The sequence below is a fragment of the Brevibacillus sp. HD3.3A genome, assembly GCF_013284375.2.
Lineage (GTDB): Bacteria > Bacillota > Bacilli > Brevibacillales > Brevibacillaceae > Brevibacillus > Brevibacillus parabrevis.
Genome location: NZ_CP085874.1, coordinates 5,390,459 through 5,408,821 on the forward strand (window position 1 = coordinate 5,390,459; position 18,363 = coordinate 5,408,821).

The following is an 18,363-nucleotide window of genomic DNA, read 5'->3' on the forward strand; positions in this document are numbered from 1 at the left end:
GTTGGCAACAAAAAAACGTGCCCGCGGGAGCCACTTAAAAACATGGCGTCGCCTGGACACGCTTCGCTGGTTGCAATCCGCTTACTTACCGGACACGGGCGCGGGAGCTGGAGCAGGGCCAGCCCCTTCTGTAACAGGAGCATTTTTCAGCTTTTCTCTCGCTTGCTCGATTTCCGTTTGTGTCAGCGGCGCTCCTGTCGAGAAGCCGTCAATGATTTTGCCCAATACGTTAGGCGCAAAATCATCTTGCGCATACAACTCGATCGTATACCCGTCCTTCTCCCAAATGACAATCCCGTTCGCCATGTACACTTTCGTTCCGTTCAGCACTTGCGTTTTGACTTCCTCTGTCGTTCCGATCCCGTTTTCCCCGCCTTTCGAGATCAGGAAGTTCACTGTTTTATCGCCATGCGCATATTGGACTTCCGCCATGCTGTCACCGTGAACGACCGTGTTGACGTACTCGTAATCGGCTACCCAGGATGGCGCGGGAAAGTTCGAACCGAGTACAGCGCGGGCTTCCTGCACCGTCAGATTGGGACGCGGCTGCAAAGTCACGGCACGGGCGCCGTCTGCTCCGGCTTGGACGGCTGCATTTTCGCTTGCAGGTGCAGCAGGCTCTTTGTCATATTGCACAATTTGCAAATTCCCCACTTGAAACCGCGCCAAAATAGAGGACAGCATTTCTTGGGCAAACGAGGTAGTCGAGAAAGCTCCCGTCAGGCAGATAATGGCAGCGACACTGGCCGCAACCGTTTTCCAACTGCTTTTTTTCATCACGATCTCATCCTTTTCCACAGGCTTTGCCTGGATTTTTCCGGCTTTCAGCTTGTTTGCAAGCCGGTTGTAGATTCTGTCCCTCGCTGCCTGGTCATCCAGCTCCACATGAGCGAGATAGTCGGCCAGCTCGCGAAATTCGTCTGTATCCGGCTTATTCCTCATGCCGAAAACCTCCTTTTTCCAGCTCTTTTTGCAGCTTCTTCAAGCATCTGTACAGCACAACCCCGATATTCGAACCGCTGACGCCAAGCAGCTCTGCGATTTCTGCGTTTTTCAAGCCTGCCGCATACTTCATGCCGATGATGTTGCGTTCTTTGTCGCTCAGCTTTGCCAGCGCCCGGAACAAAGCGGCATGGCGGTCATCGCGGATCACGATGTCTTCCGGAGACGACTTGGGCAAGGCCAAATTCAAAATCGAACTGAGCGAGAAGGCGGCCCTTTTTTTCTGTGAGCGGAAGTAATCCGTCACCGCATTTCTGGCAATGGCGAACAGCCATACTTCAAAACTCGCTTTTTCCGGCGAAAAGCGGTTGTATTTGGCAATCACCGCTTCGAATACGTGGCTGCATACTTCCTCTGCCGCATAGTGATTGTCGATCCGGTAGCAAATGTACTTGTAGACGCGTTTGTAGTACGCATCGTAAATCTCGGCGAACTTTTCCGCTGCCATGCACTCATCGTGGCTCTCGTTCAGCTGATTTGAATGGATGCCCGTTTTGGTGCTCATTTGAACAATCTCCAACTACTTCCCCTCCCTTCCCTCCCGACTCAGACATGGTACAGGAACAAATTGCGCAATTTGTTGTGGTTGTCCGTGAGTCTCACGCTAGTTAATACGGGAAAAAGCAGATTGTATTAACAAATCGGTCGAGAAAAGTACCCAACTCTTTTTCGAGCACAACGAAAAAAGCCGACATCGTTCGTGAACGATATCAGCCTGTTGCTGCTTTTTAGCGAACCCTATGTGTCCATCTGCACATGATCCCACTCGTCTTCCATGTGACGCACGAGCCAGTTTAGTGCCCTGTGTCTTTCCATGACGACTCCCGGCTCCAAACCTCCCGCCACGGTCCGGTTGTTGATGCGCGCATCGACGCACGCCCAGTCGTAGCGATAGATCAAATCCGCCTGATCCAAAATCTCCGCCTTGCTCCGCACGACGGCGTTGTCGTAGAAAGTTCGATAGTTTCCCGCGCTGCGCAATACATCGATGGCGTAGCTGACATCGCAAATCTCGCTCGGAAACTCCAATTCTTTTTTATAGCCGAGCGCCCACAACAGCACCCAGTAGCATTCGTACATCCACGCCATCTGCACCATGTCGTTCTGGCTTGGATTCGGGTCGTCGAGGAGCTTTCTTTCGTTTTCCGTAAAGAAGTCTGCCGCGCCGTACTGCTCGATAATTCCTTCGATGAACTCGCGCTCTTCGGCAATCTCCCCGTTCTCTGCGATTCCGGCGGCGTAGACGGCAATCAGGCACAAAGCAATGGCCCGCTGCACGATCTCTTCCTTGGTCCTGATGACAGCATCCTCATCCCCGACGATGACAGGCAAATGGTTAATATACGGGACGCCTTGCTCCTGCAAAAGCTGGATGTTGCGCGCTTTGCGCTCTTCCCCGGACTGGGATGGACGCACGTGCCGATCGATAAACTCGGTGCTCACCGTCACCAAATAGTCGTCCACCTCTGATTCGCCCTCGGTGTTCAAAAGCAGGCGGCCCTCTTTATCGAGCATGTGGCCTGTCGGGAGGAAAACGATGCCGGATACTTCCTTGGCAATCGCCAGGACAGCAGCGAACGTTTCCCGGTCGATTTCCTTGCTGGCTACGATGCCTACGGCCACGTTGAGCGCGGTAATCTGGATCAGCAGCTTTTCCTTGACCTTTTCATGCGCCGTCTCAATCTGGGCAAAAAATCCGTACATCCCTTTTTTCATCTGCAAAAAGCGCTCCGGATCGGCTTCCTCGCGCATGAAGTTGAAGGCCAGTGTGCTTTTGCCAAACCATTTCTTGTCTGTGACGGTCACGCTTTGTCCGTCCGCAGCAGCTTGTACTTCTTTGTCTGGAAAAGTCTCCTTGATCGCATCGACTATTTTTTGATAGTCAGCTATGGAGACGTATAGTGTACATTGATTCATCGTTGCTCCCCGCTTTCGTTTCTATCTTTTGTCTAGACGAAATTTTGCCACCAATAGTCAATTATGGTATTCTACCCCTGTTCCGTGCAAGTTTACATCTACCTATTTTGATGAAGAATCTACCATATTCCGTTTGGAAGGTGATCCGATGAAAAACATTTTGTTGGAGGAATTTTCTCCACTTTGCGACATTCAAGCCTTTGTCGAAGAAGATGAATCTGGCGTTTATTTTTATTTGTGGGACTACCCCGGCCAGGAACACGCGAGTATTCGCTCCTGCTGGGTGCGCAATTACGGGCCAGCTCCCGAGACACTCGATTTTTCCGCCATGGAAGACGGAAACGCTCCCATGCTGCCGCGCGACTGCTGCGCCCATCCGCAAGGCGCGGAAAAGCTCGACCCAGATGAGCTGTCAATTGTCTGGCTGACAGAAGGAGACGCCGCAGCTTTGCTTTATCAAGACGAGGTGCTGTGCGTCATTCCCGGCTGGGCGGGGCAGCAGGCAGACGGCTCCAGCTATCCGGCTTATGCGCGAGACTGTATCGCAGAATCTCCTTTCTGCTTTCCGCTGGGCACACCAGACACAAACGCTTTGTTTGCGCGAATCGAAGCTGCCCGGCAATTTTGGGCGAGCTGGGACGAAAATCCTTGGCCAGACTTGCAGCATCAGTATCTCGACGCGATCACGGCAACGCTTGGCCCGGTCAAAAACTATTACGGCATCGACGGCGGTCACTGGCCGCCGAAAGCATTGGTCACGGTGGAAAAGGGCGAAATCACCTACGCCGTCACCTTGGGCGTCTCCATCGTGCCGCAGCCAAAGGTCGAGCTATATACCGAATCACCGGAACAACTGCGCCGCTTCGAGCTGGCTTTTGCCTGCGAAACCAAATGGCTGGCCGAAAATGAAAAGCAACTTTTGGCCTACATCAGCGGGCAAACAACGCTGCCCTGGTCGTACATGACTTTTCTCGCCCAAGGGCACACCATCCCTTGTCAGGAGATCAGCGAGGTAGACGGCCGCTTCACATCCATGCTGCTCGCCAAGCCCCAAAGCGCCCCGGCGCTGGCCTTCCCGACGGTTTACGGCGATCCGGTCAACCTGCTCTGGATGATTCCCATCACGAGTGCCGAACAACGCTTCGCGGAGGAAAACGGGTCGGAAGCATTGATCCGTCTGGCTGTTGGGACGGAAGCGGAATGGATTTTCAATGGGATGGAAAAGTGGATGCGTTGAGTGAATGCGTAGAAAAAGTTCGGATTCGCCATGCCGAAAAGAGTTGCCTAGCATGATAAAAAGCTTCGCTGCATTTTGTGCGCGAAGCTTTTTCGTGCTTGTTTTGCTTGTGTGTTTCTCCTGTTTCCTCCCTCCGCTACAGCTACGATCAACACCATCTTTACAAACTAATCCTTCTCTCCGGCTTCCAATACAACAACGCCGCTTTAAACTGATGCACATACGCAGGCTTGCCATCTACCCAGACCAAATATTGGCGCAAAATCGCCTCCGCTTTCTCCCGATCATAGGACGGCTCCATAATCGCGCTCAAATTTTGGCTGACAAACTGCTCCTCCGACTCGTACACGTACGTTTTTTGCAAAGGAAGAATGTTGCAGTTCACGTCAATGCCCAGCTCATACAGCAAATTGGTCAGATGAATATAGTCTCTGCGCGAAAACTTGATTTTGTACCCGAGCTGCTGATGAATATCCCAGTAGTGCGGCTTTTCCGGCCCGCTAGTCATCCCGATCACCGCCAACCGCCTGGCCGAATTGTTCATATTGACCATCGCCTGATCAATCGCCTGCATCCGATAATAGCAGTTCACACCAAACACGACATCATGGACGGGCGGCTCGTACTCTTCCCACTTGGCATGGACAAAGCTCATGTTGGATAGCCCTTTCGCACGCGCCCCCTGCTCCAGATAGCCCAGCACACTCGCCGAACTGTCTACGCAAGTGAGCGACCGCGCTTTGCTCGCCGCCGCAAACGTGTAATTTCCCCATCCCGGCCCAATCTCCAGCACTTCATCGTCTTCCTGAATAAAGGAAAGCAGCTCCCTGCCAATCTCCCGCACATAGTCATCCGGCTCCGCTTCCGCCGTTTTGCGCTGCAAAAATTGATCCCAAAAGCTTTCTTCCAGTTGGTCGTCAGTCATGCGCTCGGGCAGCTTGCCTTCCCAATTTTTCATCCCTTCCATCCAGGCTTCCCTGGACTTCATCCCTAGCCTTACTCCGTAGTACATGTTCTCCCCCTTGCTTATCGCGACTCTGGCAGCGTGGCCGTCAACTTCAGACCGCTGCTGCCCTGCCCGATCTCGACTTTTACTCCGTACACCTGCTCCATATTCGCAGAGGTAAACACTTCCTCCGGCCGCCCGGAAGCATAAATTTGCCCTTGCTGCAGCAAAAACACGCGATCTGAATATCTGGCCGCCAGCTCCAGATCGTGCATGATCAACACGACCAGCACTTGCTGCTGGAGGGCAAGCTGCCGAACCAGCTCCAGCACCTCCAGTTGATGGCGAATATCGAGAGCGGACGTCGGCTCATCCAGCAGCAGTATTTCCGGCTCTTGGGCAAGCGCTCGCGCAATCAGTACCTTTTGCCGCTCGCCTCCGCTCAGCTCGTCCATATAACGCTGCGCCATTTCCGCAAGTTGCAGCCGCTCCATGATTGCTCCCGCTACTTCCAGATCGTGAGCGGTCACGTTCCACTGCATGTACGGTTTCCTGCCCAGAAGCACTGTCTCCAACACCGTTAACGGATAGCCGAAAGCCGTATGCTGCGGCACGTACCCCAGCGTTTTCGCCAACTCGTTAGCCGAATAGGAGCGAATGTCTCTGTCTTTGATCCAGATCCGCGCTCGTTCCACCGGGATAATCGACGCCATGCTTTTGAGCAAGGTTGTTTTCCCGGCACCGTTTGGCCCGATGATGCTTGCGACCTCGCCTTTTTGCAAGTTCATCTGAATTTGCTTCAGAATCATCTTCGTTCCGTACTTGATCGATAAATCCTTGACCTGCATGTACACCCGACCGTCCTCCTTATGCCCAGTAGTCCTTGCGCTTTTTCAACAGCAAATAGACGAAAAACGGGGCGCCAAACAACGCGGTGATGATGCCTACCGGAATCTCGATCGGAGATAATACCATGCGGGCTGCCGTATCTGACAAGAGCAGCAGCAAAGCGCCCATCAGGCAAGAGCACGGCAGTAAAAATCGATAATCCGTCCCGATGATGATTCTGCTGATATGCGGTGCCACCAGCCCGATGAACCCGATAATCCCGGTGAAGGCAATCGTGACGGAGGCCATCAAGGTAACGAGCAAAAGGCACACCCAGCGGACTTGTTTGACATTGACGCCGAGCGTTCGCGCTACATCTTCGCCAGCGCATAGCGAGTTCAGGTCCCAGGCGTATTTCAGCAAAAGGACAAGCGAGATGATCACGAGCGGCAGCAAAATGTGCAGCACTTGCCATTTCGCTCCCCAAAATCCTCCCATGAGCCAGACAACCAAGTCTTTCAACGCTTCGTTGTTGGAAAAAAACTTCAAACCGGAAACGCCCGCCGAAAACAGTTGCCCAATGGCCACCCCCGCCAAAAGCAGTACGGTCGTCGAGCTGTTTTTGAGCTTGGCGATGCCGTAGACCGCGCCCACAGCGAGACAGCCAAACACAAAGGCATTAAGAGCGATCATCCACTGTCCACTCGAAACGAGGTTGATGCCAAACACACTCGTCCCGGCCACGATCGCCAATGCTGCTCCAAAAGCCGCTCCGCTCGATACGCCGAGCGTAAAAGGGTCTGCCAGCGGATTGCGCAAAATCGCCTGCATAATCGCACCGGCACATGCCAGCGAAACTCCTGTAATGATCGACATGACCATGCGCGGCAGCCGAATCTCGTATACGATGTAGGCGGTCATCTCATCGGAAGCGCGTCCGGACAAAATAGCCAAAAGCTCAGGCAACGCAACTTCTACAGCCCCTTGACTGACTGCGTAAAGCGTCAGCAGCACCAGCAGGAGGAAAAGGCTTGTCAAAATGAGCAGCTTGCTTTTCACGCTCCCGTGATAGATGGCCTGGATCGGTCGCTGCACTGGCTTGCTCAGCGGTTGTCCTTGGCTGTCATTGAACATCTTTGAACGAATAGTGCCAAATGCCTTGGTATGGCACGCCTAACCATTTTTCAAAATACTCTTTGGCATACTGCTCGGGATCGATATCCTGGAATTTATCCGGGTACAAATATTTGGCTAGTTGGAGATTGCCGATATACCGCTTGTCCGATCCGACAAAGTTGGTGTAGAAAAAGTAAATGTCTTTGCTTTGCCCCGCCTTGAGCCGCGAAACAGATGTCGTGCTCATAATATGGCGCAGCGCTTCTTCAAACGGCTTCGTATCCTTCACATTGTAGCCACCCAGCCAGGTGCCGTGCAGGGTAATGACCTCCGGGTTGCGCTTGAGCACATATTCCTCGTCGACCATGATCGTAGTCGACGCCTCCGCCGGATTCCATTGCAAGTCGGCAGCGTCTTTCCCGCCAGCCAGAATCGTCGCGTAGCCTTCCCCTACTCCTGGCTTCCCGTCTAACGACTGGCTGGGGAAAATCCGGTAGCCCCCGTTCGTATTGAGAAATCCGGCTGACAAGGCAAGCACCTGTTTTTTGTCTTCCTCCTTGATGCCCGCCACCCGGTCCGCTAACAGCTTTTCAATCGAATGCTTCCAGGCGAGAAATTCGTCTGCCTTGTCCGATTTATCAAAAATTTTGCCGAGCAGCTTCAGCTCCTCATCCATCTGTTCCGGCAAATAGTTGTTCATTCGCACGACTTTGATTCCGGCTGGCTCCAGCTTTTCCTCCAGCGTCTTGTCGGGGCGATTCGTATAGGCGAAGACGATTTGCGGCTTCAAGCTGATGATTTGCTCCAGATTGATCTGCTTCGTTTCCCCCACATCCGGCTTGCTGTCAAATCCGAGGTACGGGTTATTTTTGACCGTCGTGTCGCCTGTAGCCAGCACGTACTGCTCGGCTCCCAGCAGCTTGATCGCTTCTGCCGTGTTGCGATTGAGCACGACCACCCGCTCTACTGGCAGCTTTACCGTGATCGCAGTCCCTGCGGAATCTTGAAAAGCAAGCTCCTGCTTTTCCTGCGGCACCGCCTGTTCAGTTTTCTGTTCCGCAGGCGTTGACGATGACGGTGAAGCAGCAGAGCAGCCAGTCACGACCAAAAAAATCGTGAGCAGGCCAAACAGCCATGCTTTGCCGATCCAGCTTTTCCGGTTCTTTTGCAGCATCGTTTCCACTCCCTATCTTTTTGTGATCAATAGAAAAGCCCCGTCCCGCCGGACGAGGCAAACGTGTAGAAGTAATCAGTCGACATCATGAATAAATAGACACAAGCTGTCGCAGCTTCTTCCTACACCTCACCTTTTCCGCGAAGGATTACGGGTGTGACAAACTAGGTAGGTCTCCTGGCTTTTGGCTCATCGCGCTCTTTCGTCTTCCCCGATGGTTATGCTCCATACCGAGTGACATGTTGGAAAGAGAACTCACCAATTACAGTGGCGGGACCGCTCGGGATTTTCACCCGATTCCCTGTTACCCCTTGCTCTCGCAAAGGCACCTAGCTGCATGCTATTCTTGGCTGATTATACCATTATTTTCATAGGGAGGGGGGACCGTAAAAACAAATCGGCCGCTTCCTTCCCTCTTTTGCCTTCGCCCGAAAAAAATCCGCCGTTCTCAGGTGGTCGTATGGTTGTCGTATGCGATTATGGCCCGGTGCTTTCAGCAGTTTTAGGCAGTCGGCTCCACTTCATCCGCCACAGGCGTGCCAAACTGCTCTCCCCATTTGATCAAGTATTCAATCACGGGACGCAGTGCTTCTCCCCGCTCTGTCAGCTCGTACTCCACCTTTGGCGGAACGACCGGGTACACATGCCGCAGCACAATCCCCGCCTCTTCCAGCTCCCGCAGCTGTTCCGCGAGCATTTTGTGATTCACGCCCATGATGTTTTTCTTCAGCTCACCGTACCGCTTTTTCCCGTTCATCAGTTGGCAAATAATCGTCGTTTTCCATCTTCCTGCAAGAATGGAAACAGACAGCTCGATCGGACACTGAAACTGTTTGCCGTTTATTTGATAAATCACCTGTTGGTTCCCCATGGTTCTCACTTCCCTTTTGGTAAGTATTCAACGAAAAAGTGCGTACTTACTTTTTTACAGTGTATTCGGTAAGATCACTTTTGTAAAACACGATTTCAAGGAGGCCCTCATGGAAAAATTCGTTCAGGTTGGTCCCATAAACGTCGCATATGCAGTAGAAGGAAGCGGACCTGCCGTGCTGTTGATCCACGGTACAGGAGGCAGTTACGAAGGCACGTGGGGCAATCTCGGCAAGGCGCTGGCACCTGACTTTACCGTCATCACCCCCAATTACAGCGGCTCGGGCAAAACGCAAGACGACCGCGAGCGGCTGGAGCTGGACGATCTGGTCGAGCAAAATGTGCAGGCAGTTATGCAGGAAGGCTTTACGCACTTTCATGTCGTAGGCTACTCGCTCGGCGCTGTCGTAGCAACGGCCATCGCCGCCAAATACCCGGAGCGAGTCCAATCGGTGACAGCGATCGCGGGCTGGGTAGAAAGCGATCTCGCTGTCGCCTATCAGTTCGATCTGTGGCAAAAGCTGTTCCGCCAGGATCGGGAGCTGTTCGCCCAATTCGCCATCCACACTGGCCTCAGCCCGGCGTTTTACAGCTCGTTTCAAACGTTGGAGCAGTTGCATGAGTTTACCGCCAATTTGGCTGCGACACTTGCCGAAGGTACTGGCAAACAGGCCGAACTTGACACTCGCATCAACCTGCGGCCTTTGCTTGGCAAAGTCACTGCCCCAGCACTGGCCATCGGCTTGACTTACGATCGCATGGTGCCTGTGGAGCAGACAAGGGAAATGGCCGCTCTCCTGCCTGACGCGCGCTACCACGAGATCGCTTCAGGGCACCTGGTACTGTGGGAGCAGGAGGCAGAGCTGATCGAAACCGTCCTGTCCTTTGTCCGTTCTACCCGATGACTTCCCCAAAATAACTTACCTTATCTGGAGGATAACATGATCCAAAAAGAACAGATTTTGCAAGCATACGAAACCAGACACGCCACTAAAGAATTTGCCGCAGACAAAACGATTGCACAAGAAGACTTCGCTTTCATTATGGAAACGGCTCGCCTTTCTCCCAGCTCATTCGGTTTTGAGCCTTGGAACTTTCTCGTCGTGCAAAACCGCGCTCTGCGCGACAAGCTGTCTGTCGTTTCCTGGGGAGCGCAAAAGCAACTGGCTACAGCGAGTCATTTTGTCATCATCCTGGCGCGTACCAAGCAAGAGATGGCGGCTGATTCCGACTACGTAATGAACCAGATGAAAAACGTACAGCTTTTGCCGGAAAACGTCATCACCGCGAAAAGCGCCATGTACGACAAATTTTTGAAGCAAGATTTTGAGCTGTTTGCAGACGAGCGCGTCATGTTCGAATGGGCAGCCAGACAAACGTACATCGCCCTTGGCAACATGATGACCTCAGCCGCCATGATCGGCATCGATTCCTGCCCGATCGAAGGCTTCGACAAAAAACAGGCAGAGGAACTCCTGCAAGCTGAAGGACTGCTGGACAAGGAACGCTTCGGCGTAGCCTGCATGGTTGCCTTTGGCTACCGCAAAAACGAGCCGCGCCCGAAAACAAGACAGCCGCGCGAACACATCATTCGCTACGTCGAGTAACGACATCGCTACTGCCACTATTGCCGCCCCGAACAAGAATGGATGTTCGGGGCGGCCCTTTTTCCATATATAGTTGTTTCAAGACGGAAATGACGCCGTCCGCGCCGTTTTCCGTCATGCGAAATGCTTTTCTGGCGATGCACACCGCATCGATATTCGCCTTCAACATCGGCGGCACGCCGTAATTCCACATCGGAGCAACAATAATATAGCCGTCAGCGGAAATAAACTGCTCGGTGATTGATCACCGAATACCACATTTTTCTCAAAAGCAAACCATCCAATTGCTCAGCCATTCACCCATCCATGTTCAATAGATTGGTATTCTTTCGGCCGAAGCTGCTTCCATTCGCGTGGTATGATAAGTTTGTTTCTTGTCAATATCATTGTTAACGAATATGTCCAAGGTTGTGATTATCATGTGGAAACCTGATCGGTCCAGCACGCAAACACTCTATCACCAAATCGCCGATGAGATCGAGCGCAGGATTTCTTATGGAGAATATCCTCCTGGAAGCTTGCTCCCCTCTGAAAGAAAGCTGGCAGAGCAGTTGGGGGTCAATCGAAGCACCGTCATTTTGGCTTACGAAGAGCTGCGTGCACTCGGCATCATCGAAAGCAGGACAGGCAGCGGCACGCGCGTCTGCAAAAACAAATGGGAAGCGACCCCCAAACACACCCCAAACTGGCATCGGTACGTGGAGGGCGGGCAGTTTCTCCCGAATTTGTTTTACTTGCGCCGCATTCGCGAGGCCCTGCAAAAAGACGGCATGATCGACTTTGCCAGCGGTGAGCTGTCCGCGCAATTGTCTCCGGGTCAGGAAATCAGCACCTTGATGAAAGAAAACCCCTTTACGGAATATTTAGGGTACGACAATCCCCAAGGCTTCACGCCACTGCGCGAAGAACTCGTTTCCTATTTGTCGCGGTATCGGCAGATCAACACGACAGACTCGTCCATTCTCATCACATCGGGTTCCCAGCAGTCGCTTTATTTGATCACTCAATGTTTGCTCGCTCCCGGGGATGCCGTCGCCATAGAAGATCCATCGTATTGCTACTCTTTGCCGATGTTTCAGTCGGCCGGCCTGCGCCTGTTCCGGCTCCCGGTCAGTCCGGAGGGCATCGATCCCGAAGATATTCGCTCCTTGTATAAAAAACACCGGATCAAAATGATTTTTCTCAATCCGACTTTTCAAAACCCGACAGGCATTTGCCTCAATCCGGCCCGCCGTACCCAACTGCTGAACGTGGCCAGCGAGCTGGGGCTTCCGATCGTGGAGGACGATCCATTCAGTCTCACGTCCTACGATGGCGATCCGCCTGCCCCGCTCAAATCGCACGACCAGCTCGGCTCCGTCCTGTACATCGGTTCCTTTTCCAAAATCGCGGCCTCCGGCTTGCGCGTCGGCTGGATGGTGGCCCCCCACTCCGTCGTGGAACGACTGGCAGACGCGCGACAGCAGATGGACTTCGGCCTGAGCGTCGTTCCGCAAAAAATTGCCGCCCAATTTTTGCACTCCAACTTCTTCCTGCCCCACCTGGAGCAACTGCGGATGCGCCTGCTCTATCGCCGCGATTTGCTGGTGGAAGCCTTGCAAACGGAACTGCCTGATCTGGTGACGTTCACGCTTCCGCAGGGCGGACTGCATTTGTGGTGCAAAATTGTGCCCGAGATCAACGACAACCAGCTGTTTGAAGAAGCTCTGCGGCGCGGCGTGGTTGTCGCCCCCGGAAGTGTGTACGGATCTGACTCCGGTTATATTCGCTTCACCTTTGCCCGCCCGAAAGAAGCAGAAATCACGCTTGGCGTAGCCAAATTCGCCTCGGCTCTGCGTGCGGTTTTAAGCTGATTCGCGCCACAATGTCCAGAAAAAGAAAACCTCCTGTCGCGAGTTTCTCAGGCTGTCGACTTTCTCGACGGCCTTTCTTTATGGCCTCAGTAATTCAGGGGAAAAACTTTAAAAGAAACCATTGCTATGTACAGCATTGTGCTACTTTCAATTCGTCACTTTTTCTTATCCATAAAGACCCATCTTCTTTGATTATATAATCTATTTTATTACTCTTTAGAGCTTCTATCTGTTCTGAAGATGCTCCATCAGAAAATTTATAGTAATCGGTTCCAGTCCACACATATAAAAATCCAAATACTAGCACCACAACTATTGCTGTTGCAGCCAAAGGCACCATTAATTTATTCTTCATAAATATCACCTTCTTTCAAAAAGGAGAATCAGGAATGATTATTCCTGGTTCTCTTTTTTCTTACTAAATAGGGGGAAGATCTTGATCTGCATAATCCTCTTCTTTACCTGTAAATTTATCTAGTGTCCAGGTACTCTCTTTTTTAGGGTTCGGTTTATTAATTTTTTTAAGCTTTCCGCTTTTGTATAACTCATCAATCGCAATTTTAATGTCTGAACGACTGCTATCACTGTCTATCCCCTCTTGTGCTGCTTTGTATCGTCCTTCTGCATTATTGTGCATATCCATTTTATATGTTAGAGATTTTTTGTTTTGATAGGAAGCACCATCTTCGTGGGCATTCGTCCACTTTTCTGCCCAACTATCATTCACTGCCCATACTATCCACATATTCCATAACACATGTCGAAAAGCATCTGATTCTTCATCAGTACCATTTCTACCGAAAGCTAATTCTGTATAATTCCATGCCCCTTTCCCAGCCATAAGAGTCACCATCAGAGCTTGGAGCCAGATTCATCCGGCATTTATCTCGTTCCGATTGACCAAAATGAAAAAGTGGAAGCCGATTTCTTCCGTAACAACAGGCAAGTAGCTTTTGACAATGCGCCAGAGGAATTTCAAGCTGTTCTCCTAGCGCTGCTGCTGGCAAGATAACAAAACGGGACAGGGCTTTATCGACAAAAAGAGAAACTCGCCAAAGGAGTTTCTCTTTTTGTCTTGCCCTATTTTTGCAGCAGCTTGATGTCCTCCATGATCTCGTCGTAAGGCGGATCGGTCATGCCGTCATAGCGTGCCACCACTTTGCCGTTCTGATCGACCAGATAGAACAGCGTGTCGTGAATGACTTGTTCAGATGCAGCGTCTTTGGCAATCGTAGCCCGGAACGAGCGCAGCAAAAACGTTTTGATTTCGGCAAACTCGTAGCCGGTCAATGCATGCCAGTTGGAAAAATCGGCAGCGAATTTGCCCAAATAAGCCTTCAGTGCCTCCGGGCTGTCTTGCTCTGGATCGACCGAAAAGGAGACCAGCTCGACGTCCACTCCCGCCTCCTTCGCTTTCTTTTGCAACTGCGCCATGTTGGCTGTCATCGTCGGGCAAACCGTCGCGCAGTACGTAAAAATAAAGTTGGCGACCCACACCTTGTTTTCTACATCGGCTGAGGAAAAAGGTTTTCCATCCTGGTCAGTAAACGCGAAAGGTTGCACGGGTATGTTCAGCTTGCTTGCCTTTTCACTGCCGCAGGCGGTCGCCAATACGATTGTGATGACTAAAGTGATGAACCAAACTGCTCTTTTCATCGCATATTCCTCCCGCTCTATTCCTTTTTCGCAGACAACCATTTTGCCAGTTGGGAGATTTCTTCGGTCTTCAGGCTCTTTTCATAGCCCGGCATCCCTCTTGCACCCGCTTTGATGATGTCTCCAATCTGTTCCTCGGTCAGCCTGGAACCTGCTTGCTGCAAGCTCGGGCCGACCCTGCCGGACAAATCGTTGCCATGGCAGCTCATGCAGTTCTTTTTATATAGCTGCATCGCGCTTGTATCTTCAGCGGAAGCCGTCACTTCCGCCTGTTCTTCGGCTGCTGGGCTGCCGCACCCGGAAACTGCGGCGAGCAGAAAAAATACGATCAGATAAGAAGCCACTCTCATAAGAATCCCTGCCCTTCATCTGGTCTACCAAAATGGACGGCCTGGCGTATCGACGACCATGCACACGAAGACAACCAGCAAATAGTTTACGGACAAGATAAAATTCGTTTTCGACCATTTCTCATTATTTGCTGTCACAACCCCACTGATGGTATGTCCCATCCAGATCATGCCGAACAGCAAAGAAACCGCGAAAAACACAACCCCTGCATACCCTAGCAGGTACATCACCGTGACCGTCGGGAGCAGAAACAGTACGTACGGAATCATTTGCAGCTTGGTTCGGGCGATTCCTTTGACGACAGGAAGCAGCGGAAAGCCAGCCGCTTTATACTCGTCCACGCGCCGAATCGACAGCGACCAGAAATGCGCGGGCTGCCAAAAATACAGCAAGGCAAACAACAACCATGCCCCGGCATCAAGCTCGTTCGAAGCGGCACAATACCCCATCACCGGGGGCATTGCGCCGGACACCCCGCCAATCGACGTGCTCCATGTCGACTTTCTTTTCAGCCACATCGTATAGACGCACCCGTACATGAACATCCCGAACAGTCCGAGCCAACCGACCAGCTCGTTTCCTTTCCAGAACAAAACCAGCTCGCCGCAAACACCGAGCACCAGGGCGTACAGCAGCACGCCCCCGGTTTTCAGTCGACCAGCCGCGAGCGGGCGGTCTTTTGTCCGCTGCATTTTGCGATCCAGCTCGTAATCCCAAACATTGTTCCATACGCAGGACGCCGCCATCGTCAGCGCCGTCCCGATCAACAGCCACAAAAGAAGCAGCCAATCCGGCTCCCACTTGCTAGCCACCCAGTAACCGCCAAATGCTGCGATCAAATTCAACTGTAGGATGCGGGGTTTGGTCAGCTGTATCCAGTCTGCGAGCATCCGGGCCCCTCCTTTTGTTTCTTGCTCATATCGCTACCATGTTGTACATCATGATCCAGATGGAGCCGACCACGATCAACAGGACGATAAAAATCCCGAGCAAAAGCGACATCAGATTGTACCTCGGTTTTTCCTCGTCCTTCAAGTGCATGAAGAACACCAGCTGGACGATAAACTGCAACAGCGCCGCCGCCAAAAAGACGATTGTGCTGCCCAGCCCTTCCAGCCAATTGTTTACGAGGACGACAATCGGGATAATCGTCAACACGATCGAGCAAATAAACCCGGTGACGTACGATTTCAAGGAACCGTGTGCCGTTTGGTTGCTCACTTTACTTCACCCCCAGCAAATACACGATGGTGAAGACGAAAATCCAGACGATATCGAGAAAATGCCAGAACAGGCTGACGATGTTGACTTTGCGCTTGGTCACGGGCGTGATGCCGTGCTTGGCGATTTGGATGATCAAAATAATCATCCAGCCCAGGCCGAGAGCAACGTGCAAGCCGTGCGTCCCGACCAATGTGTAAAAGGCCGTCAGAAAAGCGCTCGTGCTGATCGTTGCGCCTTCGTGCACCATGTGCATAAACTCGTTGACCTCCAGGAACAAAAACGACGCTCCCAGAAAAATCGTCACCCACAGCCAGTTCATCAGAGCAAGTCGATTGCCCTTGTGCATCGCCAAAAGGGCAAGGCCGCTCGTAAAGCTGCTCGTCAACAAAATAAACGTACTGGCGTAAATGCCGTTCATCTGAAAAATGTCTTTCGGCCCTGGCCCGCCGTCCGTGTTGCCTTGCAGGACGATGTAAGTCGCAAACAAGGTCGCAAACAAAATGACGTCCGTCATGAGGTAAATCCAAAAAGCAAAGGTGCGCATTTCCTCCTGATCAGGATGTTCATGGCCGTGATGCTCGGCGTTGCTATGCGTCTGAGCCATTACTTGCTCCCCCTCCTTGCCGCAGCCTCAACCCGCTGCACTTCCTCCACCGGGACGTAATAGTCCGGCTTGTAGTTGAACGAATGGACGATCATGCAAGCGAGCACTCCCACAAATCCCGGTACCGCCAGCCAAAGCCAGTCAAATACCAGCCCGAATCCGCTGAAAAACCAAAACATCGACATGATGATCGGGATACCGGAATTTTTCGGCATGTGAATCGGTTCCAGCTCGACTGCCGGAGCACTCCAGCCTCTCTGCTTCTTCTCCCACCAGTCGTCCTGATGAGTCACCTGTGGCAAAGTAGCGAAGTTGTAAAACGGAGCGGGAGACGGAATCGACCATTCCAGCGTCCGCGCATTCCACGGATCTTGGGTTCCTTCCCGATCCATTTTTTTCAGGCTGTGCGCAATATCCCAAACTTGCACGATGAAGGCTGCGCCCATCAGGACGGCCCCGATCGTGGAAACGAGATTCATTTCAAACCAGCCTTTGTCCCAACCGTACGTGTACACCCGACGAGTCATCCCCATCAGCCCGAGCGCGTATTGCGGCATGAAGCACAGGTAAAAACCGATATTCCACAGCCAGAAAGCCAGTCGGCCGAGACGTTCGTTCAGCTTGAAGCCAAACAGCTTCGGCCACCAGTAGTACAATCCGGCGAAAAATCCGAATACGACTCCGGCGATAATGACCTGATGGAAGTGGGCTATCAGGAAATAGCTGTTGTGATACTGGAAATCGGCAGGCGCGACAGACAAGAGCACCCCGGTCATCCCGCCGATGACGAAGTTCGGAATAATCCCGATCATCCACAGCATCGGTGTTTCAAAAGTGACTTTTCCGCGGAACATCGTAAACAGCCAGTTGAACACCTTCACACCTGTCGGAATGGCAATCACCATCGTGGACAGGGCAAAGAACGCGTTGACATCTGCCCCGGAGCCCATCGTAAAAAAGTGATGCGCCCAGGTGAGGAACGACACGACGCTAATAATCATCATGGCGAACACCATGGATTTATACCCGAACAGCTTTTTCTTCGAGAACGTGGCGGCGATCTCGGAGAAGATGCCGAATGCAGGCAGCACGAGAATGTATACTTCCGGGTGGCCCCACATCCAGATCAGGTTGATGTACATCATCGGGTTGCCGCCGCCATCCAGCGTGAAAATATGTCCGCCCAAATAGCGGTCGATGAACAGAAGCGCCAAAGTCACGGTCAAGATCGGAAAAGCAAACACGATGGCGATACAGCTCGACAGCACCGACCACGAGAACATCGGCATTTTCATCAACGTCATGCCGGGCGTGCGCATTTTCAAGATCGTGACGATGAAGTTGATCCCTGTCATCAAGCTGCCGATCCCGGAAATCTGGATGCCCCAAATGTAGAAGTCTTGCCCGTAGCCAGGGTTGAATGTTTTATCCGAGTACGGCGGATAGGCCAGCCACCCGGCATCCGGCGAGCCGCCGATGACAAACGACAAGTTGAACAGCATCGCTCCCGAGAAAAACAGCCAGAAGCTGAGCGAGTTCAGAAACGGAAAGGCTACGTCACGCGCCCCCAGTTGCAGCGGTACGATCACATTGAACAGCCCGAACATAAGCGGCATCGCCATAAACAAAATCATGATGACGCCATGCGTGGTAAAAATCTGGTTGTAGTGCTCGGCGGGCAAAAATTGCAGCTCTGGCATGGCGAGCTGCGCGCGCATCAGCAGCGCGTCGACCCCGCCGCGAAACAGCATGAGCACGGAAGCCAAAATGTACATGATGCCAATCCGTTTGTGGTCGACAGTCGTCAGCCATTCGCGCCAGAGCCAGCCCCATTTTTTATAGTAAGTCAGCACAGAAACGATCGCGATCAGCGTCAAAGCGATACTGACATCCGCACCGTAGATGAGCGGATCGCCTGTCACAAAAAACTCCGAAGCAAATTCTTTCACTTTATCCCACACGTCTTCCTCTCTCCTTC

The 18,363-nt window shown here is 52.3% G+C and carries 20 protein-coding genes, 1 pseudogene and 1 riboswitch; of the genes and pseudogenes, 4 read left to right on the forward strand and 17 right to left on the reverse strand.

All coding sequences use genetic code 11. The features are described from left to right. Positions 1-81: 81 nt before the first annotated feature. The 3 genes from HP435_RS25215 to HP435_RS25225 form a co-directional block, all read right to left on the reverse strand. Positions 82-942, reverse strand: a complete 861-nt coding sequence (locus HP435_RS25215; protein WP_173599393.1) for a hypothetical protein — start codon at positions 940-942, stop codon at positions 82-84. Then, positions 932-1,507 carry a sigma-70 family RNA polymerase sigma factor gene (locus HP435_RS25220; protein ID WP_229049758.1) on the reverse strand — a complete coding sequence of 192 codons (576 nt, stop codon included), beginning with the start codon at positions 1,505-1,507 and terminating at the stop codon, positions 932-934. The genes HP435_RS25215 and HP435_RS25220 overlap by 11 nt, the downstream gene beginning before the upstream one ends. 233 nt (positions 1,508-1,740) lie before the next feature. Continuing rightward, positions 1,741-2,919, reverse strand: coding sequence for a DUF4272 domain-containing protein (locus tag HP435_RS25225; RefSeq protein ID WP_173599395.1), 1,179 nt, complete (start codon positions 2,917-2,919; stop codon positions 1,741-1,743). A 148-nt stretch (positions 2,920-3,067) separates the two neighbouring features. Between HP435_RS25225 and HP435_RS25230 the strand changes: the two genes are divergently transcribed. Then, entirely contained in the window at positions 3,068-4,156 is a 1,089-nt protein-coding gene (locus tag HP435_RS25230) for a suppressor of fused domain protein (protein WP_173597664.1), read from the forward strand. A gap of 160 nt (positions 4,157-4,316) precedes the next feature. On the opposite strand, the gene HP435_RS25235 is transcribed toward HP435_RS25230, so the two are convergent. From HP435_RS25235 to HP435_RS25255, 5 genes are all read right to left on the reverse strand, one after another. Next, on the reverse strand, positions 4,317-5,168 hold the full coding sequence (locus HP435_RS25235) for a class I SAM-dependent methyltransferase (RefSeq protein ID WP_122963743.1): 852 nt from the start codon (positions 5,166-5,168) through the stop codon (positions 4,317-4,319). Positions 5,169-5,182: 14 nt separating this feature from the next. Further along, positions 5,183-5,950: an ABC transporter ATP-binding protein gene (locus tag HP435_RS25240; protein ID WP_217365748.1), complete on the reverse strand. Its 768-nt coding sequence runs from the start codon at positions 5,948-5,950 to the stop codon at positions 5,183-5,185. Positions 5,951-5,969: 19 nt separating this feature from the next. Further along, entirely contained in the window at positions 5,970-7,025 is a 1,056-nt protein-coding gene (locus HP435_RS25245) for a FecCD family ABC transporter permease (RefSeq protein WP_229049759.1), read from the reverse strand. A gap of 28 nt (positions 7,026-7,053) precedes the next feature. Beyond that, positions 7,054-8,220, reverse strand: coding sequence for an ABC transporter substrate-binding protein (locus HP435_RS25250; RefSeq protein WP_122963740.1), 1,167 nt, complete (start codon positions 8,218-8,220; stop codon positions 7,054-7,056). Between the two features lie 149 nt (positions 8,221-8,369). Next, positions 8,370-8,568: riboswitch (cobalamin riboswitch) on the reverse strand. Between the two features lie 154 nt (positions 8,569-8,722). After that, complete coding sequence (locus HP435_RS25255) at positions 8,723-9,091, reverse strand: winged helix-turn-helix transcriptional regulator (protein ID WP_173597666.1); 369 nt, start codon at positions 9,089-9,091, stop codon at positions 8,723-8,725. 109 nt (positions 9,092-9,200) lie between these two features. Between HP435_RS25255 and HP435_RS25260 the strand changes: the two genes are divergently transcribed. Together HP435_RS25260 and HP435_RS25265 are read left to right on the forward strand one after the other, a co-directional pair. Further along, positions 9,201-9,995, forward strand: a complete 795-nt coding sequence (locus tag HP435_RS25260) for an alpha/beta fold hydrolase (protein ID WP_173597667.1) — start codon at positions 9,201-9,203, stop codon at positions 9,993-9,995. A 39-nt stretch (positions 9,996-10,034) separates the two neighbouring features. Further along, positions 10,035-10,697: an NAD(P)H-dependent oxidoreductase gene (locus tag HP435_RS25265; RefSeq protein WP_370641112.1), complete on the forward strand. Its 663-nt coding sequence runs from the start codon at positions 10,035-10,037 to the stop codon at positions 10,695-10,697. Here the strand turns inward: HP435_RS25265 and HP435_RS29350 are convergent. After that, a complete protein-coding gene (locus HP435_RS29350) occupies positions 10,678-10,938 on the reverse strand; it encodes an NAD(P)H-dependent oxidoreductase (protein WP_173599432.1) in 261 nt (86 codons plus the stop codon). The two genes, HP435_RS25265 and HP435_RS29350, sit on opposite strands and share 20 nt — an antisense overlap. Positions 10,939-11,116: 178 nt before the next feature. Here HP435_RS29350 and HP435_RS25270 point away from each other — a divergent pair, with 178 nt between their 5' ends. Continuing rightward, positions 11,117-12,550 carry a MocR-like pyridoxine biosynthesis transcription factor PdxR gene (locus tag HP435_RS25270; protein ID WP_173599398.1) on the forward strand — a complete coding sequence of 478 codons (1,434 nt, stop codon included), beginning with the start codon at positions 11,117-11,119 and terminating at the stop codon, positions 12,548-12,550. A 124-nt stretch (positions 12,551-12,674) separates the two neighbouring features. On the opposite strand, the gene HP435_RS25275 is transcribed toward HP435_RS25270, so the two are convergent. From HP435_RS25275 to HP435_RS25310, 8 genes and pseudogenes are all read right to left on the reverse strand, one after another. Continuing rightward, complete coding sequence (locus HP435_RS25275; protein ID WP_122963735.1) at positions 12,675-12,905, reverse strand: hypothetical protein; 231 nt, start codon at positions 12,903-12,905, stop codon at positions 12,675-12,677. A gap of 63 nt (positions 12,906-12,968) precedes the next feature. Then, entirely contained in the window at positions 12,969-13,391 is a 423-nt protein-coding gene (locus tag HP435_RS25280) for a DUF6973 domain-containing protein (protein ID WP_229049760.1), read from the reverse strand. Between the two features lie 239 nt (positions 13,392-13,630). Then, a complete protein-coding gene (locus HP435_RS25285; protein ID WP_173599399.1) occupies positions 13,631-14,206 on the reverse strand; it encodes an SCO family protein in 576 nt (191 codons plus the stop codon). 17 nt (positions 14,207-14,223) lie between these two features. Then, positions 14,224-14,556, reverse strand: a complete 333-nt coding sequence (locus HP435_RS25290) for a c-type cytochrome (protein WP_173597672.1) — start codon at positions 14,554-14,556, stop codon at positions 14,224-14,226. Positions 14,557-14,580: 24 nt separating this feature from the next. Then, a pseudogene (cyoE, locus tag HP435_RS25295) lies at positions 14,581-15,453 on the reverse strand (heme o synthase); the annotation flags it as partial. 19 nt (positions 15,454-15,472) lie between these two features. Next, on the reverse strand, positions 15,473-15,778 hold the full coding sequence (gene cyoD, locus HP435_RS25300; protein ID WP_063229517.1) for a cytochrome o ubiquinol oxidase subunit IV: 306 nt from the start codon (positions 15,776-15,778) through the stop codon (positions 15,473-15,475). Between the two features lies 1 nt (position 15,779). Next, positions 15,780-16,385, reverse strand: coding sequence for a cytochrome o ubiquinol oxidase subunit III (cyoC, locus tag HP435_RS25305; protein WP_173599401.1), 606 nt, complete (start codon positions 16,383-16,385; stop codon positions 15,780-15,782). Further along, entirely contained in the window at positions 16,385-18,346 is a 1,962-nt protein-coding gene (locus HP435_RS25310) for a cbb3-type cytochrome c oxidase subunit I (protein ID WP_173599402.1), read from the reverse strand. Before HP435_RS25310 ends, cyoC begins: the two co-directional genes overlap by 1 nt. Positions 18,347-18,363 lie beyond the last annotated feature (17 nt).